12 protein-coding genes are annotated in these 14663 nt (G+C 63.0%); 5 read left to right on the top strand and 7 right to left on the bottom strand.

Annotation, left to right across the window (positions count from 1 at the left end; all coding sequences use genetic code 11):
• Positions 1–21 precede the first annotated feature (21 nt).
• Both sufB and AC1DZ8_RS16330 read right to left on the bottom strand, forming a co-directional pair.
• Positions 22–1539 carry a Fe-S cluster assembly protein SufB gene (sufB, locus tag AC1DZ8_RS16335; RefSeq protein WP_023684859.1) on the bottom strand — a complete coding sequence of 506 codons (1518 nt, stop codon included), beginning with the start codon at positions 1537–1539 and terminating at the stop codon, positions 22–24.
• A gap of 243 nt (positions 1540–1782) precedes the next feature.
• Entirely contained in the window at positions 1783–2946 is a 1164-nt protein-coding gene (locus tag AC1DZ8_RS16330; RefSeq protein WP_477309259.1) for a cysteine desulfurase family protein, read from the bottom strand.
• Between the two features lie 240 nt (positions 2947–3186).
• Between AC1DZ8_RS16330 and AC1DZ8_RS16325 the strand changes: the two genes are divergently transcribed.
• Both AC1DZ8_RS16325 and AC1DZ8_RS16320 read left to right on the top strand, forming a co-directional pair.
• A complete protein-coding gene (locus tag AC1DZ8_RS16325; RefSeq protein WP_023669128.1) occupies positions 3187–3861 on the top strand; it encodes an alpha/beta hydrolase in 675 nt (224 codons plus the stop codon).
• 168 nt (positions 3862–4029) lie between these two features.
• On the top strand, positions 4030–4680 hold the full coding sequence (locus AC1DZ8_RS16320; protein ID WP_477309257.1) for an FMN-binding negative transcriptional regulator: 651 nt from the start codon (positions 4030–4032) through the stop codon (positions 4678–4680).
• 42 nt (positions 4681–4722) lie between these two features.
• Here AC1DZ8_RS16320 and AC1DZ8_RS16315 read toward each other — a convergent pair whose 3' ends face one another.
• The 4 genes from AC1DZ8_RS16315 to AC1DZ8_RS16300 all read right to left on the bottom strand — a co-directional run bounded on the left by AC1DZ8_RS16315 (position 4723) and on the right by AC1DZ8_RS16300 (position 8371).
• On the bottom strand, positions 4723–5529 hold the full coding sequence (locus AC1DZ8_RS16315) for a phosphatase PAP2 family protein (protein ID WP_477309256.1): 807 nt from the start codon (positions 5527–5529) through the stop codon (positions 4723–4725).
• Positions 5530–5588: 59 nt separating this feature from the next.
• The gene (locus tag AC1DZ8_RS16310; protein WP_477309255.1) at positions 5589–7232 is read right to left on the bottom strand and encodes an ArnT family glycosyltransferase; all 1644 of its coding nucleotides are present in this window, start codon (positions 7230–7232) and stop codon (positions 5589–5591) included.
• A 76-nt stretch (positions 7233–7308) separates the two neighbouring features.
• The gene (locus tag AC1DZ8_RS16305) at positions 7309–7644 is read right to left on the bottom strand and encodes a lipid-A-disaccharide synthase N-terminal domain-containing protein (RefSeq protein ID WP_142868074.1); all 336 of its coding nucleotides are present in this window, start codon (positions 7642–7644) and stop codon (positions 7309–7311) included.
• On the bottom strand, positions 7637–8371 hold the full coding sequence (locus AC1DZ8_RS16300) for a glycosyltransferase family 2 protein (RefSeq protein WP_477309254.1): 735 nt from the start codon (positions 8369–8371) through the stop codon (positions 7637–7639). Before AC1DZ8_RS16300 ends, AC1DZ8_RS16305 begins: the two co-directional genes overlap by 8 nt.
• A 258-nt stretch (positions 8372–8629) precedes the next feature.
• Between AC1DZ8_RS16300 and tyrS the strand changes: the two genes are divergently transcribed.
• Positions 8630–9883, top strand: coding sequence for a tyrosine--tRNA ligase (gene tyrS / locus AC1DZ8_RS16295; protein ID WP_477309253.1), 1254 nt, complete (start codon positions 8630–8632; stop codon positions 9881–9883).
• A gap of 110 nt (positions 9884–9993) precedes the next feature.
• Positions 9994–10566 (top strand): GNAT family N-acetyltransferase, encoded by a 573-nt coding sequence (locus tag AC1DZ8_RS16290; RefSeq protein WP_477309252.1) that lies wholly within the window; start codon positions 9994–9996, stop codon positions 10564–10566.
• Here the strand turns inward: AC1DZ8_RS16290 and AC1DZ8_RS16285 are convergent.
• Entirely contained in the window at positions 10563–13949 is a 3387-nt protein-coding gene (locus AC1DZ8_RS16285; protein ID WP_477401198.1) for a hypothetical protein, read from the bottom strand. The two genes, AC1DZ8_RS16290 and AC1DZ8_RS16285, sit on opposite strands and share 4 nt — an antisense overlap.
• A gap of 95 nt (positions 13950–14044) precedes the next feature.
• Here AC1DZ8_RS16285 and AC1DZ8_RS16280 point away from each other — a divergent pair, with 95 nt between their 5' ends.
• Complete coding sequence (locus AC1DZ8_RS16280; protein ID WP_477309250.1) at positions 14045–14512, top strand: peroxiredoxin; 468 nt, start codon at positions 14045–14047, stop codon at positions 14510–14512.
• Positions 14513–14663 lie beyond the last annotated feature (151 nt).

The raw sequence follows: 14663 nt of genomic DNA, 5'->3' as shown, positions 1-14663 counted from the left end.
TTTCCTGAATATCTTGTCCGGTCAGCCGACCGAGCCCTCGAGGCTGATGCCGATCAGCTTCTGCGCCTCGACCGCGAACTCCATCGGCAGCTGCTGAATGACATCCTTGACGAAGCCGTTGACGATCAGCGCGATCGCCTCTTCCTCAGGAATGCCGCGCTGCATGACGTAGAACTTCTGGTCTTCGGAAATCTTCGACGTCGTCGCCTCATGCTCGAACTGCGCCGTCGAGTTCTTGGCTTCCATGTAGGGCACGGTGTGCGCGCCGCACTGGTCGCCGATCAGCAGACTGTCGCAATTGGTGAAGTTGCGGGCGTTGGTCGCCTTGCGGTGCGCCGAGACCTGGCCGCGATAGGTGTTCTGCGAGAAGCCGGCGGCGATGCCCTTGGAGATGATGCGGCTCGACGTGTTCTTGCCGAGATGGATCATCTTGGTGCCTGAGTCGACCTGCTGATAACCGTTCGACACGGCGATCGAATAGAACTCGCCAGAGGAATCGTCGCCGCGCAGGATGCAGCTCGGATATTTCCAGGTGATGGCCGAACCGGTCTCAACCTGTGTCCACGAGATCTTCGAACGGTCGCCGCGGCAGTCGCCGCGCTTGGTGACGAAATTGTAGATGCCGCCCTTGCCCTCGGCGTCGCCGGGGTACCAGTTCTGCACCGTCGAATATTTGATCTCGGCGTCATCGAGCGCCACCAGTTCGACGACGGCGGCATGCAGCTGGTTCTCGTCGCGCTGCGGTGCCGTACAGCCTTCGAGGTAGGAGACATAAGCCCCCTCCTCGGCGATGATCAGCGTGCGCTCGAACTGGCCGGTGTTCTTCTCGTTCATGCGGAAATAGGTCGACAGCTCCATCGGGCAGCGCACGCCCTTGGGCACGAAGACGAACGAGCCGTCAGTGAAGACAGCCGAATTCAGCGTGGCGTAGAAATTGTCGGAGGTCGGCACGACCGAGCCAAGATACTTCTGCACCAGTTCGGGATGCTCGCGGATGGCTTCCGAGATCGAGCAGAAGATGACGCCGGCCTGCGCCAGCTCCTTCTTGAAGGTGGTGACGACGGAGACGGAATCGAACACGGCGTCGACGGCGACACGGCCCGACTTGTAGACGTTGTCGCTGGGCTCCTCGAGATCGGACACGTCGGTCTTCTGCACGCCGGCGAGGATTTCCTGTTCCCTGAGCGGAATGCCGAGCTTCTCGTAGACCTTCAAGAGCTCGGGATCGACGTCGCTGAGCGACGTCGGGCCGGGCGTGCTCTTGGGCGCCGCGTAGTAATAGAGGTCCTGGAAGTCGATCTTGGGATAGTGGACGCGCGCCCAGGTCGGCTCTTCCAGCGTCAGCCAGCGCCGATAGGCTTCAAGACGCCATTCCAGCATCCAGGACGGTTCATCCTTCTTGGCCGAGATGAAGCGAATAATGTCTTCGCTCAGGCCCTTGGGGGCCTTGTCCATCGCGATCTCTGTCTGGAATCCGTATTTGTACTGGTCGACGTCGATCTTTCGGACCCGATCGATCGTGTCCTGCACAGCAGGCATAAGCGTTCTCCATCCACGCCGGGGTCAAGGCCCGACAGTTTTCAAACTATGGCATCGCCAAGGCTGCCCCGTGAGGCGCCGAAGGCGGCGTAAGTTCCATATAGTGCGTCTCGACCGGGAATTCACCCGGCCACTTCTCAACGCACGGCTCTACCAGGCCATAAGGCCTGAATGGTCTTTCTTTGAGCATTGGATCGTCCGAAAACCGCTTGCACACTTTTCGGTCCAATGCTCCCCACCGCCTCAGGCGGCTTGTTCCCTGCCCGCCCGGCGCTGGGCAATCCCCGCCAGCGCAGTACGAAACAGTTCGATATCCCCAGCGCTCGTCGCGTGGCCGATGGACACGCGCAAAGCGCCGAGGCTTTCGCCATAACCCATGGCTTTCAGCACATGGCTTGGACCGACCTTGCCCGACGAGCAGGCCGATCCCGCAGACAGCGCGACGCCCGCCAGATCGAAAGCGATCTGCGCCGTCTCGGCCTTGACGCCGGGAATAGCGAAGAATGTCGTATTGGCAAGCCTTGGCGCGCCGGTTCCGAAGATTTCTGCGTCCGGCACCAACGTTTTGATGATCGCCTCGACCTCGTCGCGGCGCTGCGCAATCGCGTCCATGCCCTGCAATCCAACCAGAGCCTGGCGCGCCGCCGTGCCGAAACCGGCAATCGCCGCCAGGTTTTCCGTGCCGCCGCGATGGCCCTTTTCCTGGCCGCCGCCATTGATCAGCGGCTTCGGCATCATCAGATCGGCCGCGGCGACAATCGCGCCTACGCCCTTGGGGCCGCCGATCTTGTGCGAGGACAGAATCAAATAGTCGGCGTAAGGCGCTGACATATCGATGGAAATGCGACCCGCCGCCTGCACCGCGTCGACCACCAGAATGCCGCCCGCTGCCTTGACGATTGCAGCGATGGCCTCGACCGGCTGGATGACACCGGTCTCGTTGTTGGCGGCGTGGATGGCCACCAGCGGCAGGCCGTCGGCCTTGTCGTGAGCACCGAGCGCCGCCGTCAGTTGAGCGAGATTGGCGATGCCGTTGGCATCGACGCCGATCCGCGTCACCGGCGCAGTGGGAAAACGGCCGCCATTGAGCAGGCACGGGTGATCGGCCTCGGACACATAGAGCCGGCTCATGCGCACCGTGCCACGGCCCATCTGCCAATCCGGCGTCAAAAGCGTCGACGCAGCCTCGGTCGCGCCGGAGGTGAAGACGACATGTTCGGGTTTCGCGTTGACCAGCAGCGCCACGTCGCGCCTGGCGTTCTCGATCAGCCGGCGCGCCGCGCGGCCCTCGGCATGCACCGACGACGGATTGGCGACGAGATCGAGCGACGCAATCATCGTCTCGCGCGCCTCGGGGATGAGCGGCGCGCTGGCATTGTAGTCGAGATAGGCGCGTGTTGCGGCCATTTTCGCTCAATCGATCCCGTCAAAACCCATTCCGCAGGGATAGCGCGTTATTTCCTTGAAATTGCAAGGCAAGACGTCCTATTTACGCGGCTTGCGGCGGGGATGGCCGGGCCGTCACGGCTGGCCATCCAGTTTTGAACAATTCTAAACTAGCTTCTAAGAAGACGCTCGCCCTGCGTCAAGGCCAGAGGAAAGAGTTGTTCCGGGCGCCGCGCATTCTTATGCCACGTGGAGTATTTTATGCCTGAGGTCATTTTCACCGGTCCGGCCGGCCGCCTGGAGGGCCGCTACCAGCCTTCCAAGGAAAAGAGCGCGCCGATCGCCATCGTGTTGCATCCGCATCCGCAATTCGGCGGCACGATGAACAACAAGATCGTCTATGACCTCTTCTATATGTTCCAGAAGCGCGATTTCACCACGCTGCGCTTCAATTTCCGCGGCATTGGCCGCAGCCAGGGCGAATTCGACCACGGCACCGGTGAATTGTCGGACGCGGCCGCGGCGCTGGACTGGGTGCAGTCGCTGCATCCGGATTCCAAGAGCTGCTGGGTCGCCGGCTACTCCTTCGGCTCGTGGATCGGGATGCAGCTTCTGATGCGCCGGCCCGAGATCGAGGGTTTCATCTCGATCGCGCCGCAGCCCAACACCTACGATTTCTCGTTCCTGGCGCCCTGCCCGTCATCGGGCCTGATCATCCATGGCGACGCCGACAAGGTTGCGCCGCCCAAGGACGTGCAAGGCCTGGTCGACAAGCTGCACACGCAAAAGGGCATCACCATCACGCAGAAGACCTTGCCCGGCGCCAACCACTTCTTCGCCAACGACGCCGACCTGCTGCTCGAGGAATGCGCCGACTATCTCGACCGGCGACTGGCCGGCGAATTGTCCGATCCGCGGCCGAAGCGGCTGCGCTAAGAGGCCTGGCCCTGCCAGTCGGATGTTGTGCCATGCACATTCGCGCCCGTGACGGGCGCGAATGCCGTTTCCGCTGATCCATATGAACAGCGCGCCTGACATGTGGCACGGCCGGCCTGAACGGTGCAGAATGCCGGGTTCTGGAAGCCGAAGAAGGCGTGACCGATCATGTACCAACCTCCTCATTTCGTAGAGACGCGCCAAGACGTCCTGCACGGGCTGATCCGCTCGCACCCGTTGGGATTGCTGATCTCCAACGGCGCTGACGGCCCGATCGCCAACGCCATTCCGTTCCTGCTCGATGCCGAGGCAGGGCCGAACGGCAGGCTGCGCGCCCATCTGGCCAGGGCCAACCCGCAATGGCGCCAGTTGGCCGACAACCCGGCATTACCCGTGCTGGTCGTCTTCCAGGGCGCCGACGCCTATGTAACGCCGTCCTGGTACGAGACCAAGCGCGAGACCGGCAAAGTCGTTCCGACCTGGAACTATGCCATTGTCCAGGTGCGCGGAACGGTCAAGGTGATCGAGGATGCGGAATGGATCGCACAGCAGATCACCGAGCTGACGCTATCGCAGGAAGGCAACCGCAATGAGCCCTGGGCGGTGACCGACGCACCGCCGACCTTCATCCAGTCGCAGATCAAGGGCATTATCGGGCTGGAGATCGAGATCGTCGAGATCAGCGGCAAGTGGAAGGTCAGCCAGAACCGCCCTGTCGCCGACCGTGTCGGTGTCGCCGAAGGGCTGGAGAAGGAAGCCGCCGGCGCGCCTGATATGGCACGGCTGGTGCGGAACTGGGGCGGCATCGACAGCCAATAGCCGCAGCGCCTGTATTCGGCTGGACGCAATGACGGAGGCAATTCAAGGGTTTGCCCGGGTTGCACCAACGCCGAGATTCGTTTGCCGCGGGGCGCCGTTGCGGTCTGGTATGCGAGCCCGACGGAACAGCCGGAACGTCGTTTTAGGAACCGGCAATCCGATCGGAGTATGGCGGAAGATAAACCCCAGCCGTGTAAAGACCAGCGCGCTAGCGATGGCAACGGCACAACCGAGACCGAAGCCGGCGACGGTGTCGCTCGGATAGTGTGCGCCGACAAAAATCCTGGTCGACGCGATAGCCAGGGTCACGGCCAGCAGCACCCATTTGCGCTGCGGTAACATCAGCAACGCCAGTCCGAAGATGACGCCCATCGTCGTGGCATGGCCCGACGGGAAACTGGCAAAGCTCGCCTCCATGGCAAACGGATGCAGCGACAGATCGCCGAGCTTGCTGAAATTCATCGGCCTGGCCCTTCCCACGCCATATTTCAGCACATTGACAACCACGGCGGACACCGCGATCGAACCCACCACTATGAAAGCGAAAGAGGTCCAGTTGTAGAGGGTCATCCGCGCGCGCCTGGAAAGACTGCGCCAATCCGTCAGATTCGCCGCAAGCAGCACCACTGCCGACGGGATGAGATACCAGCCGCCCAGGCCGAAGACGGTGAAAAATTCTGCGAAGCGTTTGAAGCCCGGCGACCACTGCCGCACCATCGCCCCTGCCGCGTCGTCAAAACGGATCGAGACCGCGATCGTCAGCACAAGCCAGGCCACAGCCCAGACCGACCACAGGACTTTCGGGTAGCGGGCCGGGCGCGTCGCCAGGCGCCGCCGCACGATCCGCATCGTGTCGAGGAGATTGTCGCGCGACCGGCGAAACACCACAGGTGGCGTCACTGGGGTTTTCACTTGGCCACCCGGTAGAGGCCAAGAGACAGCCTGTCGCCCGAGGAATAGTTGAGGCCGTCGATCTCGGCCAGACGGTTCGCCGTCTTGCCTTGCACCGCCAGCATGTCGTTCAGCTTCTTCTCGTCGGCGACAGGCGCCAGCCCGAGCGCGCAGGCCGGATCGCCGAGCAGGTGTGCGGCGACGCCGTCGACATCGGTCAGGATCGTCCTGGTTCCGACCAGGAAGACAAGGCTCGGTTCGTGATAGGGCGCCGAGGCAAGCACGGTCGTGTCGCAGGGACGGTTCGCGTCGACCGCGGCCTTGATCGCCGGGCTCAGCCAGATCGGCTTCAGCGACGGCGCAATCATCCCGAACAGCAAGCCAAGGGTGATGCCGGCACCAGCCGCGATTGCGCCGATGCGCGGCAGCGGCACCTGCAAGCGGCGTGGGAAGGCGAGATAGCCGGTGACAAGCGCGGCAAGTGCGGCCGGGATGCTCCACCACGAGAATGCCTTGGCGAGATAGATCGGCGCGCCGACGCAGACAACGGCCAGGCCGATGCTGACCAGGCCAAGACCGAAGGCGGTCGACCACCAAAGCCATGACTGCCAGCGCTTGAGCGGCGCATTGGCGTCCTCAGGCTGCAGAGTCAGAAGCCAGCCGACCAGCAGCGCCATGCCGGGATAGGCCGGCAGCACATAATGCGGCAGCTTGGTCGGGATCAGCTCGAACACCAGCCAGAACGGAATGTACCAGGCAAGGCAAAAGCGCAGGCGCGGATCGTCACGCAAACGGTTGAGCGCCTGCAGCCCGGCGCCGACGGCGATCAGCCCGAACGGCCACATGAACAGCGAATAGGTCAGCACATAGAAACCGGGCGGGATGCCGTGCGATTCCTCGCCGGAGGCGACCTTGCCCAGCATGTCCTTGCCGACCGCTTGCTGCAGGAAGGCGCCGTGGCTCTTCCAGGTGATCAGCGCGAGCCAGGGCAGTGCGATCAACAGCACGATCAAAAGGCCGCGGCCGACTTTCAGGTTTTTCAACCAGCGCCCATCGCGCTCGAAAGCAAACAGCGCGGCAATTGTCAGCGCCGACAACAGAGGCGCGATCGGTCCCTTGATCAGGATCGCAATGCCCTGCGCCACCCAGAATATCCACCAGAGATGGCCGGCCACCGGTTCGTTTCGCCGCGAGGCGGTGTAGATCCGCGCCAGGGCGCCTTGCGCCGCGACGCAGCAGGCCAGAAGCATGGCATCGGTCTTGGCGTCGCGGCCTTCGAAAGCGGTGGCGAAGATCGCTGCCATGATCAGCCCGGTCGCGAGGCCGGCATTGGCGCCGAAAAGACTGGTGCCTGTCCAGGCGATCGCCACGACAGCAATGGCGATGCCCAGCGCCGAGACCAGGCGATAGACCCAGATCGGCGCCCCGGCCCCCTCGCCGCTCAGCGCCACGGACGCCGATTGCAGCCAGTAGATGCCGACCGGCTTCTGATACCGCGACATGTCCTGGAAGCGAATGTCGACATAATCGCCGGTTTCGACCATCTGCTTGGTGGCCTGGACGAAACGCGATTCATCGCGGTCGATCGGCGGCAGCGAAGCCAGCCCACTGGCCGTCAGCAGCAGGCTGAACAGGAAAAGCAGGACGTAGTTCCTGTTCATTGCGACCACCGGATCCTGCCTTGACCAGACGTTCTTCAGTCGACCCCAGACTTCTTCAGTCGACCCCAGACTTTCTTCAATCGACCTTTGTCATCGCCGCTGCTTTGCGCTCATTGGCAATGAGCCAGAGATTTCTGACATAAATCAGCATGCCCATGGCCTGGCCGGCGATGAACACCGGGTCCTGGCGCACGATGGCATAGATCAGCAGCAGGCCGCCGCCGAACAGCGAAAAGAACCAGAAAGCGACCGGCACCACGCTGCGCTTGGCTTTTTCCGAAGCGAGCCACTGCACGACGAAGCGCATGGTGAAGAAGAACTGGGCGACGAAACCGAGCAGGATCCAGGCATCGAACTGCTTGATGAAAACCTGATGCAGCCAGGTCGCCAGTTCCTGAAACACGTTAGCCATGCGTGATTTCCTCTACCTTTGGCATCCTGCGGCGCCTGCGCCGAAGCCACCAGACGCCGGCGAGATCGAGCGCGCCTTGCAGGCCGCGGTCGAAGATGCCGTAATTCGACTTGCCGTGGCGCCGCGAGCGGTCGACGACGTCGCAGTGGACAACGCGGTAGCCTTCCTGGATGACCAGCGCCGGAACAAAACGGTGCGTGCCGTCGAAGAACGGCAGTTTGCGCAGGATATCGGTGTGGATCGCCTTCAGGCCGCAGCCGGTGTCACGGGTGTCGTCATGCAGGATCGCGCCACGCAGCCAGTTGGCGAAGCGCGACGCCAGCTGCTTGATCTTGCTGTCGCGGCGCTTCAGCCGCTGCCCTTGCGCGGCGCCGACATCAGGCCCGGCCTGGCGCAGCGCGTCAACCAGCACGGGGATATATTGGGGGTCGTTCTGGCCGTCGCCATCGATGGTGGCGACGATGGCGCCGCGCGCCGCCCAGGCGCCCGAGCGCACCGAAAGCGACTGGCCGGCGGATTTTTCGTGGCGCAGCTGACGAAGCGGAAACGGGCGTTTGGCGGCCTCGGCGGCAAGCACGGAAGCCGTGTCGTCGGTCGAACCGTCATTGACGACGATGATTTCGAAGTCGCGTCCGGTCATCGCGGCCTCGATCTCGTCGATCAGAAGCGGCAGGTTCGCCGCTTCGTTGCGGCAGGGAATGACGATGGATATCAATGCGTCCGGCATATGTCGCGTCGGGCTCTGTCACAGGATATGGCATTTTGGCGGATGCCGTGCGGTGCCGTTCCAGCGGATCTAACCCCGTTGGCGCGGCGCCTCATTACGCCAGCCGGCACGATGAAGCAAGCACGCGCGGCAGCGCAGCATATGCCGTCTCTGCGGACGCAAAACCGGAAACCACTTTTGCTTCGGCCGCTTGGATGCTAAACGCCCGCGTTCAAATCACGCCGGGCGGTTGGGGCCCGGCGCTTTCGGGAAGAAACAATGTCCGCCTTCAAATCCGATTTCCTGCGCGTCATGAGCGAGCGCGGTTTCATCCACCAGATCTCGGATGAGACCGGGCTGGATCAACTTTTCGCGAAGGAAACGGTGACCGCCTATGTCGGTTACGACGCCACCGCGACCAGTCTGCATATCGGCAATCTGATTTCGGCGACCATGCTCTACTGGATGCAGGAGACCGGGCACCGGCCGATCGCGCTGATGGGCGGCGGCACCTCGATGATCGGCGATCCGTCCTTCCGCGACGACCAGCGCAGCCTTTTGACGCCCGAGGCGATCGCCACCAACATCGAAGGCATCAAACGCATTTTTGGCCGCATCCTGCGTTTCGGCGACACCGGCAACGACGCCATCATGGTCAACAATGCCGACTGGCTGATGAAGCTCAACTATGTCGAGTTCCTGCGCGATGTCGGCCGCCACTTCTCGGTCAACCGGATGCTCACCTTCGACAGCGTGAAGCTCAGGCTCGATCGCGAACAGTCGCTGTCGTTCCTCGAATTCAACTACATGATCCTGCAGGGCTATGACTTCGTCGAGCTCAGCCGCCGCCACGACTGCCGGCTGCAGATGGGCGGTTCGGACCAGTGGGGCAACATCATCAACGGCGTCGATCTCGGCCACCGCATGGGCACGACGCAGCTTTACGCGCTGACCACACCGCTTCTGACGACATCGTCGGGCGCCAAGATGGGCAAGTCGGCCAAGGGGGCGGTCTGGCTGAACGGCGATCTCTTTTCGCCCTATGATTTCTGGCAGTACTGGCGCAACACCGAGGATGCCGACGTCGAGCGCTTCCTGAAGATCTTCACCCGCCTGCCGCTGTCGGAGATCGCGCGGCTGGCCGCTCTTGGCGGTTCCGAGATCAACGAGGCCAAGAAGGTGCTGGCGACGGAAACCACGGCCATCGTGCACGGCCGCGAGGCGGCGCTCGCGGCCGAGGAAACCGCGCGCAAGACGTTCGAGGAAGGCGTGACCGCCGAAACCCTGCCGACCGTCGAGGTGGATGGCGCGGCGCTGGGGGCCGGCATCGGCATCCTGTCGCTGCTGGTCACCGCAGGCCTTGCCGGGTCCAACGGCGAGGCGCGCCGGCATATCCAGGGCGGCGCCGTGCGCCTCAACGACCATCCGGTGGCGGACGATCGGCGCATGGTGACGCCTCAGGATCTCAGTCCGGAAAACGTCGCAAAGCTTTCATTGGGCAAGAAAAAACACGTTCTGGTGCGGCCAGCCTGACCGGACACATCAGGCGGAAACATAGTCTCAGCCGTAACGACATTTGGCTGAAACACACCTCTTGCTACTTCCTGCCGCCGAAGCGCTACCGGATCGTGCAGGAGGCATCCATGGATCAGTCGGCTGTTGTCATTCGTCGCGCGACGGAGCGAGACCACCAGGCAATTCGCGCCTTGGTGCGTTCCGAGCGCCTGAACCCAACCGGCATCAACTGGCCGAACTTCCTGGTCGCGATAGCAGAGGGCCGGATAATCGGCGCAGTGCAGATGCGCAAACATACCGATGGCTCGCGCGAAGTCGGATCGCTCGTCGTGGCCAAGGAAGCGCGAGGCCACGGACTCGCTTCGCGGCTGATCGATACGCTGCTTACCGACGATCGGAAGCCTATCTGGCTGATCACGGCCGCGGCCAATGCCGGCGCCTATTCACGATGGGGCTTTAAGCAAATCGAGGTACGAGCGGCACCGGCGAAGATAAGACGCAACCATCTGATGGGCAGCATGGCGCGCGTCATCTCCTTCTTCAAGCGGCGACCGATGCGACGGCTGGTGGTTCTCGAACGTCGCCCGATAGACAGACGGATGACTGCGCGAAAATCCGCCCCGAGCCTTCAGGGCGAAAGCGGTCAGGGCGAACGCGCACCTGCTTGGAATCGAATTCGGTCTTTCGGCGGGCTGTTCTAGCGATATTCGAAGATCGACCGGAAAATGCCCGGCGCGATCACCGATAGCGGATTGATGTCCAGCACCGGCTTGTTGGCGTTGCCCTTGAGCCGGTAAGTGACACCGATCAGGCCGCGGTCGCGGCCGTTGCCGAGCAGCGCGCCGACCAGCGGCAATTCGCCGAAGATGCGGTTGAGGCCATAGGCCGGCATGAACGTTCCGGTCATGTCCATATTGTTGTTCTGGTCGTAGAGCGTGCCCTGGAAGGTCGTGCCGATGCGCGGACCGCGCAGCACGCCATTGGCCAGCTTCAGATAACCCGACCCCTTGTCGATCTCGGTAAAGCCGCGCTCGAACTTTACCCGCGAGGTGTCGATCTTGCCTTTGACCGCTTCGTTGAGGCTGCGGTTGTCGCCCACCGGCGTGGTGGAGACGATCGAGGCGAGCTTCGGTTCGTCGACGATGAAAAAGTTGCTGGAATCGACCTGGCCCCGCATCGGCCCATCGGCCGCACCGCTGAGCGCCAGCGTGATCGATCCGCCTTCCATGTGTTCGTAGATGTTGAGGAAGCGCAATATGGCGCCGGCGTCGGCCGATTTCATGTTGAGCGTGCGCGCGCCGTTTCCTGTGGTGTTGCTGATGGTGATGGCGGCGCCCGAGCTTGCCGTGGCGCTGACCTTGAGCCCGTTTACCTTGGAACCGGCGGCGCTGTAGTCGAGCTTCAGATTGGACAGGACCTCGTCGTGGAACCCGGTCAGCGAATTGACATCGGCGCTGACCGAAACCGCATCCGTGCCAGTGGTCTTGGTGGCGGTGTCGACGTCGGAGGTGAACTGCTTGATCAGCGAGCGGGCGTCGAGCGCATTGCCGCTGACGTCGACCGCAAAGCCCTTGCCCGACCGCTTCACCGTCACGGCTACGTCGTCGCCCCTGTTCAGGGCGACCTTGCTAAGGCGCGCCGACGACAGCGCGCCCTTGACCAGCACAACATCGCCTTCGACGGAAAAGCTCTTTCCGTCGAGGTCGAAGTCGGACAGCGTCGTGGTATCGCCGGACTTCTCCATAATGAAAGTGGCATCGGCAGGAATGCCCGGCCCCTTGCTCCAGCCGGCCCAGGGAATGTCCAGCCTGGCGCTCGTCAGGTCGACCGCGACGTTCTGGCTGCCGCCTTCGCCGCTCTTGTCGATCGCCACCTTGATGGTGCCGGAAATCAGCGGCGACAGGCCTGGCATGGCGCTGGCGCGTGTCTTGTCGTCGAGCACAAGGGCCACCTTGCGGCTGCGCGGCGGTCCGTCATCCCTGAGCGGCTCGACCAGATCGAGCTCGGCCGGAATGCCGTTCAGCTTCGCGTCGGCCGAGATCACTGCCTTGTCGGGCCCGACTTCGATCGAACCGTCGGCATCGGTCACCGTCTGGTCTTCGAACGGCTTGGCGAGCGACAGGTCCTTGTAGTCGAGCGACACCAGCCAATCGAGCTTCGAAGTATCGACACCGGACTGCAGCGGAATGTCGGCCTTGACGTGGCCGGTCACCGTGCCGGACAGATCGTCCGGCGCAATACCGACATGGCGCATGGCGTTGATCGGTTCGTAGGAGGCGAGCTCGGCCACGGCCGGCGCCTCACCTGCGATGTCGATGTCGAGCGCACCGATCACCGGCGGGTGGTTCGCCGCCTTCACCGCCAGCGTGCCATTGCTTGCCGCAACGGTGCGGCCGCTCGGCATATAGACGCTGCCGGAGGACAGCGCGATGTCGACGTCGTTGCCGTGGAAGGAAACCTCGCCGACGGCGTCGCGGATCGGCGGGATGCGGCCGGCGGTGTCGAAGCGCGAGCCCTCGATCTGGAACCGGCCGAACACCTCGCCGGCCGAAAGCGGCACGCCGTTGCCGAGACGCCCCGGGACGACCTGGAACTGCAAATTGGCGTCGACGACGCGGCCGCCAAACAGGTTCTGCAGCACCCACAGCCGGGCATTCTTGGCGGAAAACCACGGCCACAATTGCTTGACGTGCGAGACCGGCATGTCGTGGACGTTGAGCGACAGCGAAATGCCCGGCGGCCCATTGTCGATGAAGGCAAGTGCGGCTGTGCCCAGCACCTCGCTGCCCGATGCCGACCTGACGCCGATCTGCTCGGCGACGAGCCTATGGCTCCTGGTCTGGTAGACGCCGGCGATGCGGGCAAAGAAATTCAACGCCGGCTCAGGCGATTCCGCAGGCGCCAGCGTCGAGCCGTCGCTGGTCAGGTCGTAGCGGTAGGAAGGCTCCTCGCCGGCCGCGCCGGTCGCCGGCTTGGGCCCGATCGAGCCGGCGAAATTGAATGTCGAACGGCCGGTCTTCAAAACCAGCTTGCCGACATCGATCTTGTTGGAGCCGGAAACAAGATTGGCGTCGACGTGGACATCGGCTGGCAACAGCCCGCGTGTGCCGAGGTCGAGCACCGAGCCGGTCAGCGACAGCGAGGCCGTCAGCCGGGAATCGCTCTCGCCAGAACCTTCAGCCCCCGTCAGCTTCAAAGCGATCGCGCCGGTTTTCCCACCGGCCTCTGGCGTTGTCTCTGGAATGGCCGCCATGTCGATGGCCGCATTCAATGCAGTGACCCGCTGGGAGGTCGTATCGCGGGTAGCGGTTGCAGTGACAGTGAGCGCCCGGCCATCGATATCCGCGTCGGACGAAAACTCCATGCTGCCGGGGCCAGACTGCAGCACGGTGGCGTTGGCGATCGTGACCAGCTTGATCGAGCCCGACTCGGGCAGTTCGAATGCGACATTCTTGAGATCGATCCGGCGCATCGAATCCTCGCGCACGGCATCGAGCGCATGGTTGACGTGGCCGAAGACTGCGGCGGCCAGTTTTTCCGGATCGATGAGGCCGTCTTGATTGCGCAGCTCGGCTGTCCAGTCGCCGCCCGACGGCATGGAAGCGGTGACGATATGAGCATCGGAAATCCTGGCGCTGGTCAGCCGCACCTCGCCCGACAGCAGCGGGATCAGCCTAATGCCGAAACGGACGCGCCCGGCATCGGCCATCGGCTTGCCGTCGGCAGTCTTGACGCTGACATCGCTGACCTGCAGCGCAATGAAGCTCGAGCCGTCCAGTGTCAGGCGGGCCGGACCGACGGCGACATTGACGTCGAAACCGGCGAGTTTTTCGATCGCCGTTTCGGCTTCCGCCCGCAGCCGCTCGCTGCCGATGCCGGTGGCGCCGATGACATAGACGGCAACGGCGGCCAAAACCACCAGGGCGACGACGCCGGCAAACATTCGGCCAAGGATGCGAAAGCCACGGCCGATCCGCGCCTTGCCGAGCGGCGGCACGCTGCAGGCAGACGGGAAAGTCCCCAGGTCGGTGATCTCGTCACGCCTGAACCGGATTTTCTCGTGCTGCGGTTCTTCCTGATCCACGCAATTTTCCGTTGGACTAATTCGATCGTGGACGAATCCCCGCTCGACACTATAACGATGCAGCCTGGCGCGTAACCTCAAACAAGGGCATCGATATGGCTGATCTCGACATTGGCGACGCCGCCCCGCAATTCGACCTTCCGCGCGATGGCGGCGGCTCGCTCAGCCTTGCCGCGTTGCGCGGAAAACCCGTCGTACTTTACTTCTATCCGCAGGACGACACCACAAGTTGCACCACCGAGGCGATCAGCTTTTCGCAGCTGAAGCCGGAGTTCGAAAAGGCCGGCGCCGTCGTGATCGGCTTGTCGCCGGACAGCGTCAAGAAGCACGACAAGTTCAAAACCAAATACGATCTCACTGTCGACCTGGTTGCCGACGAGGAGCGCAAAGTGATCGAGGCCTACAATCTGTGGGTCGAAAAGACGATGTATGGCCGCAACTATATGGGCGTCGAACGGGCGACGTTCCTGATCGGCAAGGACGGCCGGATCGCCGGCATCTGGCGCAAGGTCCGGGTCAAGGGCCATGCCGAAGCGGTGCTTGAGGCGGTGCATGCGCTCTAATCTCGCTGCGCGCAGTTTGACGGACTGATCCGCACGAGGCACGGCGAAACCCTGCCTCGCCTTCAGCCCATGTCTCGTCCCGACAAGGCCGCAACCGTCGCGTTGCAGGCGGCTGAGTAAAGTCACCGACCGTTAACCTTAATGATGTGTA

It is taken from the genome of Mesorhizobium sp. P2_F7, from assembly GCF_056403695.1.
The sequence above is the reverse complement of the archived record's forward strand: the minus strand, read 5'-3'. Positions and strand labels throughout refer to the sequence as shown.

What these genes read in the sequence shown, in the direction of transcription:
- sufB (WP_023684859.1), bottom strand. Translation starts at nt 1,539, where the DNA reads ATGCCTGCTGTGCAGGACACGATCGATCGGGTCCGAAAGATCGACGTC.
- AC1DZ8_RS16330 (WP_477309259.1), bottom strand. Translation starts at nt 2,946, where the DNA reads ATGGCCGCAACACGCGCCTATCTCGACTACAATGCCAGCGCGCCGCTC.
- AC1DZ8_RS16325 (WP_023669128.1), top strand. Translation starts at nt 3,187, where the DNA reads ATGCCTGAGGTCATTTTCACCGGTCCGGCCGGCCGCCTGGAGGGCCGC.
- AC1DZ8_RS16320 (WP_477309257.1), top strand. Translation starts at nt 4,030, where the DNA reads ATGTACCAACCTCCTCATTTCGTAGAGACGCGCCAAGACGTCCTGCAC.
- AC1DZ8_RS16315 (WP_477309256.1), bottom strand. Translation starts at nt 5,529, where the DNA reads ATGCGGATCGTGCGGCGGCGCCTGGCGACGCGCCCGGCCCGCTACCCG.
- AC1DZ8_RS16310 (WP_477309255.1), bottom strand. Translation starts at nt 7,232, where the DNA reads ATGAACAGGAACTACGTCCTGCTTTTCCTGTTCAGCCTGCTGCTGACG.
- AC1DZ8_RS16305 (WP_142868074.1), bottom strand. Translation starts at nt 7,644, where the DNA reads ATGGCTAACGTGTTTCAGGAACTGGCGACCTGGCTGCATCAGGTTTTC.
- AC1DZ8_RS16300 (WP_477309254.1), bottom strand. Translation starts at nt 8,371, where the DNA reads ATGCCGGACGCATTGATATCCATCGTCATTCCCTGCCGCAACGAAGCG.
- tyrS (WP_477309253.1), top strand. Translation starts at nt 8,630, where the DNA reads ATGTCCGCCTTCAAATCCGATTTCCTGCGCGTCATGAGCGAGCGCGGT.
- AC1DZ8_RS16290 (WP_477309252.1), top strand. Translation starts at nt 9,994, where the DNA reads ATGGATCAGTCGGCTGTTGTCATTCGTCGCGCGACGGAGCGAGACCAC.
- AC1DZ8_RS16280 (WP_477309250.1), top strand. Translation starts at nt 14,045, where the DNA reads ATGGCTGATCTCGACATTGGCGACGCCGCCCCGCAATTCGACCTTCCG.